This is a genomic window from Micromonospora tarensis (assembly GCF_016803395.1).
GTDB lineage: Bacteria > Actinomycetota > Actinomycetes > Mycobacteriales > Micromonosporaceae > Micromonospora > Micromonospora tarensis.
This window is the reverse complement of sequence record NZ_JAEVHL010000328.1, coordinates 1-5,645: the sequence shown is the minus strand read 5'-3', so window position 1 is coordinate 5,645 and position 5,645 is coordinate 1. Positions and strand designations below refer to the sequence as shown.

Sequence of the window (5,645 nt, the reverse complement as noted above, 5' to 3'; positions counted from 1 at the left end):
TGCATCCGCACCTCGGGAATCAACCCGAGCCCACCGGCGACCACCGCCTCGCCCGCGACCAGCGCCGCACCGGCGAAGTCGCCCGGGCCGGGTAGCCCCGGGGGTCGCCCGGCGCGGGCAGCCACCAGGCGGATGTGGTCGGGGGAGAGCGCGGCGGTCGTCTCGGCCAGCGCGGCGGCCAGCTCGGCCTCCGCCTCGGCGGCGCCGGGTAGCGACAGCGAGGCGGCCGGCGCGTTGGCGGGCAGCGGGTACACCCGCCAGAGCACGGTCTCGAAGCAGTCACCCGAGCCCGACGTGTGCATCCGCACCTCGGGAATCAACCCGAGCCCACCGGCGACCACCGCCTCGCCCGCGACCAGCGCCGCACCGGCGAAGTCGCCCGGGCCGGGTAGCCCCCGGGGGTCGCCCGGCGCGGGCAGCACCAGGCGGATGTGGTCGGGGGAGAGCTTGGCCAGGGTGGGCAGCGCGGCGCCCAGCGGAACGTCGGTCCAGGTGCCGGGGGCGTCCGCCACGAGGTGCTCCTCGTCACCGGCGATGGCGTCGGCGACCTCGTCGTACGGCACCAACCCGGCGCGCCAGGCGCGCACCCAGGCAACGAACCGGCTCGACCGGCGCGGCGCGAGCGTGGCCGCGCCCGTGGCGGGGGTGGACATGCCGAAAGGGTACGTGGTCACGACCGGCCCTGTCTCGACTGCCGCTCCGGCCGCCCGGCCTGCCCCTAACTGCCCTGTTCGCCCCAATCCCCGCCCGGCTGGTGCCCGTTTCGGGGCCGCTCGTCTTCGCTGACCGGCGGCCCGGCGGGAGGCGAGGCGGTGTGTCGGGAAGCGGGGCCGGTGGCTCGCGGTTAGCGTGATCGACATGGCGGGGCGATACGGCGAGGACGTGTTGGCGGGCGACTGGCGGCGGCGGAAGGTCACCCCCGAGGTGGACGCCGAGCCGGACCTCGTGGTGGAGGATGCCGACTCCGGGTTCTGCGGGGCGGTGGTGGGCTTCGAGGCGGGCGCGGTGGTGTTGGAGGACCGGCACGGCAAACGGCGCAACTTCCCGCTGCTGCCGGCGGCGTTCCTGCTCGACGGTCGCCCGGTGACCCTGCGCCGCCCCACCCGGGCAGCGGTGCCGGCGGCCCGCCGGCGCACCGCGTCCGGTTCGGTCGCCGTGGACAACGTGCGGGCCCAGGTGGCCAAGGCCAGCCGGATCTGGGTGGAGGGCATCCACGACGCCGCCCTTGTCGAGCGGATCTGGGGCGACGACCTACGGATCGAGGGCGTGGTGGTCGAGCCGTTGGACGGCATCGACGCCCTCGACGCCGAGGTACGCGACTTCGGCCCCGGCCCGACCCGACGACTCGGCGTGCTCGTCGACCACCTGGTGCCGGGCAGCAAGGAGAGCCGGATCGTCGCCCGGGTGAATTCGCCGCACGTGCTGGTGACCGGGCACCCCTACGTGGACGTGTGGCAGGCGGTCAAGCCGGCCGCGCTGGGCGTCGCCGCGTGGCCGGTGGTGCCGCCGGGGCGACCGTGGAAGGAGGGCGTCTGCGCGGCCCTCGGGGTGGCCGAGCCGGCCGACATGTGGCGGCACATCCTGTCCCGGGTGAACAGCTTCGCCGACGTGGAGACGCCCCTGATCAACGCCATGGAGCGCCTCATCGACTTCGTCACCGAGGCAGCCTGACCGCCTGGTCCGCCAAATCCGTCCAGCGGCGGATCAGGGCGCCTCGTCCGGGCTGCGGGTGAAGACGAACGTGGCGATGTCGATCGCCGTCGGCCGTCCGCTGTCGTCGCGCAGCACGGACAGGATCTCGCCGTTCTCCGGGCCGGAGCGTCCCCGCCAGCGGTCCGTCCCCTCGGCGGTGAACCGGCTGACCCGCTCACCGCGTACATAGGCCACCAGGTCGCCCGCGTCCCAGCGCAGGTCCAGTGCGGTGCCCATCCACCACCAGCGACCGGTCAGCTCGGCCGACTCGGCACCAGGCGCGGCGGTGGCCGGCCGCCACGGCTGCGGGAACGCCGGCTCGGCGTCCAGCACGCTGGTCAGCAGCCGGCGGCCGAGCCCGGTGATCGGGAAGCCGTACGAGTTGGCGAAGCCGACCACCGCGGTGCGGGTGGGCCGGTGCACCACGAGGGCGGCCACGTACCCGGGCATCGAGCCGCCGTGCCCGACGTACACGCGTTCGCCGTCCCGGTACAGCTCCAGCCCCAGGCCGTGCCCGCCGGTCCAGGAGTCGTCGCTGATCACCACGGGGGAGCACATCTCGGTCAGCGTCTCGGCGGCCAGCACCGACGGGTCGGGGTCGGCCAGGAACGCGGCCCAACGACCCAGGTCCTCGATCGTCGACCAGAGCTGCCCGGCGGGGGCCATGGCGCCGGTCTCGGTACGGGGTTCCTCCCGCAGGGTGCCGTGCCAGGGGTGGACGACGTAGCCGCGCGCGTACGGCTCGGTGGCCGCGTAGGTGGTGCGGGCCAGGCCCAGCGGGGTGAGGACCCGTTCGTCGAGCAGATCGGCCCAGGGTGTGCCGGTGAGCCGTTCGAGCAACCCGCCGAGCAGCCCGTACGCCAGGTTGGAGTAGTGGTACGTGCGGTGCGGCGGGTAAGCGATCTTGTCGGCGTCGACCCCGGCGAGCAGGGTGGTCAGATCGACGCCCGCCGCCCGCTCCCACCAGTCGCCCTCGGGTTCGCGCTGGATGCCGCTGGCGTGGCCGAGCAGTTGGCGCACTGTGAGCGCGCCCACACCGGTGCCCGGCAGGTGCTGCTCCAGCGGGTCGTCGAGGGACAGTCGGCCGGCGTCGCGCAACTGCATGACCAGGGTGGCGGTCATCGTCTTGCTGATCGAGCCCAGCCGGTACTGCCTGTCGACATCCGGGCGGGGGTTTTCGCCGGCGACGGCCACATGCGCCAGTGTGCCGTCGCGGACCACGCCCAGCACCAGCGACGGGGTGCGCCCGTCGGCCTGTGCCTGGGCGACCCGGATGTCGATCTGTCGGGCGGTCTCGGGGAGCAGGGTCAACGGGATCTCCTCGGGTCGGGCCGCCGTTTCGTGGTGTTTTGGCGGGCCGGACAGGACCTCGCCGAGCCTACTGATCTTCGCGGGGAGGTCGCGCGTGCATTTGCGTGTCACGATCGGGGGGTGGACGCCGTGGTGTGGATCGTTTTGGGTGTGCTGCTGGCCGTCGCCGAGATTTTCACGACGACGCTATTTCTGATCATGTTCGGTGCCGGTGCGTTCGCCGCCGCCGGTGCGGCCGCCCTGGGCGCGCCGGTCGCCGTGCAGGCGCTGGTCTTCGCTGTGGTGTCGGCGTTGAGCCTGGTGGTGGTCCGGCCGGTCATCAAGCGGCACGGCCGCACCGCGCTGGAGAGCGGTGAGCAGCCGTTCGGCGTGGAGGCGATCGAGGGTTCCACGGCGCTGGTGCTGGAACGGGTGGACGCCGAACACGGCCTCGTCAAGATCGACGGGGAGTTGTGGAGCGCCCGCGCGTACGACACGACACAGATTTATGACCCCGGTCAACGGGTTCGGGTGATAAAGGTCCGGGGCGCTACTGCCCTGGTGTGGCAGGACGATGTTTCTTCCGCCGGCGAGCTGCCGGAATCGAGAGGGTGAGCGGGATGACCTTAATCGGGGTGGTAGTGATCGCGGTGGCGTTGATCGCCGTGATAACGCTGGCCAAGGCGGTGCGGATCGTGCCGCAGCAGCGCCAGGACGTGGTGGAACGGCTCGGCAAGTACAAGCGCACCCTCAGCCCCGGCCTCAACCTGCTGGTGCCGTTCATCGACGCGGTTCGTACCAAGGTCGACATGCGCGAGCAGGTGGTCAGCTTCCCGCCGCAGCCGGTGATCACCTCGGACAACCTGGTGGTCTCGATCGACACGGTCCTCTACTTCAAGGTGGTCGACTCGGTCCGGGCCACCTACGAGATCTCCAGCTTCCTGCAGGCCATCGAGCAGCTGACCGTCACCACGTTGCGTAACGTGATCGGCTCACTGGACCTGGAGCGGGCGCTGACCAGCCGCGACGAGATCAACCGGCACCTCTCCGGCGTGCTGGACGAGACCACCGGCCGCTGGGGCATCAAGGTGACCCGGGTCGAGATCAAGGCGATCGAGCCGCCGGCCAGCATCCGCGACTCGATGGAGAAGCAGATGCGCGCCGAGCGGGACCGCCGTGCGGCGATCCTGACCGCCGAGGGTCACAAGCAGTCGGTGATCCTCACCGCCGAGGGTGACAAGCAGTCGGCGGTGCTGCGGGCCGACGGTGACCGGCAGGCCCGCATCCTGCAGGCCGAGGGGCAGGCGAAGGCGATCCGGACGGTCTTCGACGCCATCCACCAGGCCAACCCGAGCCAGAAGGTGCTCGCCTACCAATACCTTCAGGCCCTTCCGCAGATCGCCCAGGGCAGCGCCAACAAGGTCTGGATCGTCCCGGCCGAGCTGACCAAGGCGCTGGAGGGGATGGGTGGCGCGCTCGGTGGGCTGAGCCAGATGGTGGGGGACCTGCCCGCACCAGAGGCGGCGGACCAGGCGAGCCAGGTCGAGCGCGAGGCCGCGGAGGCGGCCCAGGCCGCGGCCGACGCCGCCCAGCAGATCCACGACGAGGTACGCGTCGCCGAGGCGCAGGCCACCGGCGGCAACAAGCCGCAGGGGCTGCCCGCGCCGGAGCCGGTCTCCCCGGCCAGCCTGGTCGAGGACCCGGCCGACAGGCGTGAGCGGGGCTGACCCGAGGCTTAATACGAGAAATGCTCACGGGGCGCTCCGACGCCTGCCACGATCGGTCCTAGGACGGGTGGTGACCAGGCAATCGGGGCGCCCCGGCGCGTCGGTGCACCGCTCGACGACGAGCGAGGTGACGCATGATGGATCCGGCGAAGCGGATGTGGTCCTCGGCCCCGGTGCCCGGCGCGCACGACCCGGTCGCCCCGCTGGGCTCCCGACGCAGCGGTGGCGGCTTCGGCGTGCTGCCGTTCGTCGGTGAGCCGACCCCGGGCGCGCCGGCCACGAACGCCAGCTGGGCCTGGTCGGTCCGTCGGTTCGCGCGGGCGGCGGTGTGGTTGCTGCCCGCGTACGCCATCCTCTACGGCGCGGTGGCGATGGCCAGCGACGGCGGGGTGGGCAACGACCCCTATCCGGCCGACGGCCGGGCGGTCTATCTGATCGGTTGGGTGGCCGCGGTCTGGCTCGGACTGCTCGCGCTGCTGGCCCTCACCGGGCTGCTGGCCGCGACCCGCAGCCGCCGGGTGGCCGCCGCCGGGCTGCTGGTCAGCATCGCCGGCACCGTGCTCATGCTGCCGTTCGCCGGGCTCGAAGAGCAGACGCCGGTCTTCGGCACCAGCGCGCGGTCGCTGGTCCTGCTCGGCGCCACGTTCTACAGCGCGGGCTGGTTCCTCACCGGATGGGCGGTGGCCCGCTCGGGCACCTTCAGCCTCGGTGACGGCGTCATGCTGATCATCGCCGCACCACTGCTCGGGCTCGGCGGCGCGCTGATCGGTTCGCTACAGACCTTCGGCGCGATCTTCGTACTGATCGCCGGCATCGGCATCGGCTATCGCTCCGGCCGCCTGATGCCCCGCGAAACCGCCAGAGACGCCGCCACCGCCAGCCTGAGCACCCCAACCCCTAGAAGGCTCCCCGCCCAACCCCACCCACCGGCCCCCG

5 protein-coding genes and 1 pseudogene are annotated in these 5,645 nt (G+C 72.4%); 4 read left to right on the top strand and 2 right to left on the bottom strand.

Features of this window, described 5'->3' with window-relative positions; all coding sequences use genetic code 11:
• Positions 1 to 653: pseudogene (locus tag JM949_RS32900) on the bottom strand (hypothetical protein); the annotation flags it as partial.
• Positions 654 to 858: 205 nt separating this feature from the next.
• Between JM949_RS32900 and JM949_RS32895 the strand changes: the two are divergent.
• The gene (locus JM949_RS32895; RefSeq protein WP_203151962.1) at positions 859 to 1,671 is read left to right on the top strand and encodes a DUF3097 domain-containing protein; all 813 of its coding nucleotides are present in this window, start codon (positions 859 to 861) and stop codon (positions 1,669 to 1,671) included.
• A 33-nt stretch (positions 1,672 to 1,704) separates the two neighbouring features.
• Here the strand turns inward: JM949_RS32895 and JM949_RS32890 are convergent, their stop codons facing one another.
• Positions 1,705 to 3,003, bottom strand: coding sequence for a serine hydrolase domain-containing protein (locus tag JM949_RS32890; RefSeq protein WP_203151961.1), 1,299 nt, complete (start codon positions 3,001 to 3,003; stop codon positions 1,705 to 1,707).
• A 120-nt stretch (positions 3,004 to 3,123) separates the two neighbouring features.
• Here JM949_RS32890 and JM949_RS32885 point away from each other — a divergent pair, with 120 nt between their 5' ends.
• The 3 genes from JM949_RS32885 to JM949_RS32875 form a co-directional block, all read left to right on the top strand.
• The gene (locus JM949_RS32885) at positions 3,124 to 3,597 is read left to right on the top strand and encodes an NfeD family protein (protein ID WP_203151960.1); all 474 of its coding nucleotides are present in this window, start codon (positions 3,124 to 3,126) and stop codon (positions 3,595 to 3,597) included.
• Positions 3,598 to 3,602: 5 nt separating this feature from the next.
• The gene (locus JM949_RS32880; RefSeq protein ID WP_203151959.1) at positions 3,603 to 4,709 is read left to right on the top strand and encodes an SPFH domain-containing protein; all 1,107 of its coding nucleotides are present in this window, start codon (positions 3,603 to 3,605) and stop codon (positions 4,707 to 4,709) included.
• Between the two features lie 134 nt (positions 4,710 to 4,843).
• Positions 4,844 to 5,645 (top strand): hypothetical protein (locus JM949_RS32875; RefSeq protein WP_203151958.1); only part of this gene is annotated, 802 nt, incomplete at its 3' end.

Excerpts from the sequence above, each read along its gene's own strand:
- JM949_RS32895 (WP_203151962.1), top strand. The coding sequence starts at position 859 with ATGGCGGGGCGATACGGCGAGGACGTGTTGGCGGGCGACTGGCGGCGG.
- JM949_RS32880 (WP_203151959.1), top strand. The coding sequence starts at position 3,603 with ATGACCTTAATCGGGGTGGTAGTGATCGCGGTGGCGTTGATCGCCGTG.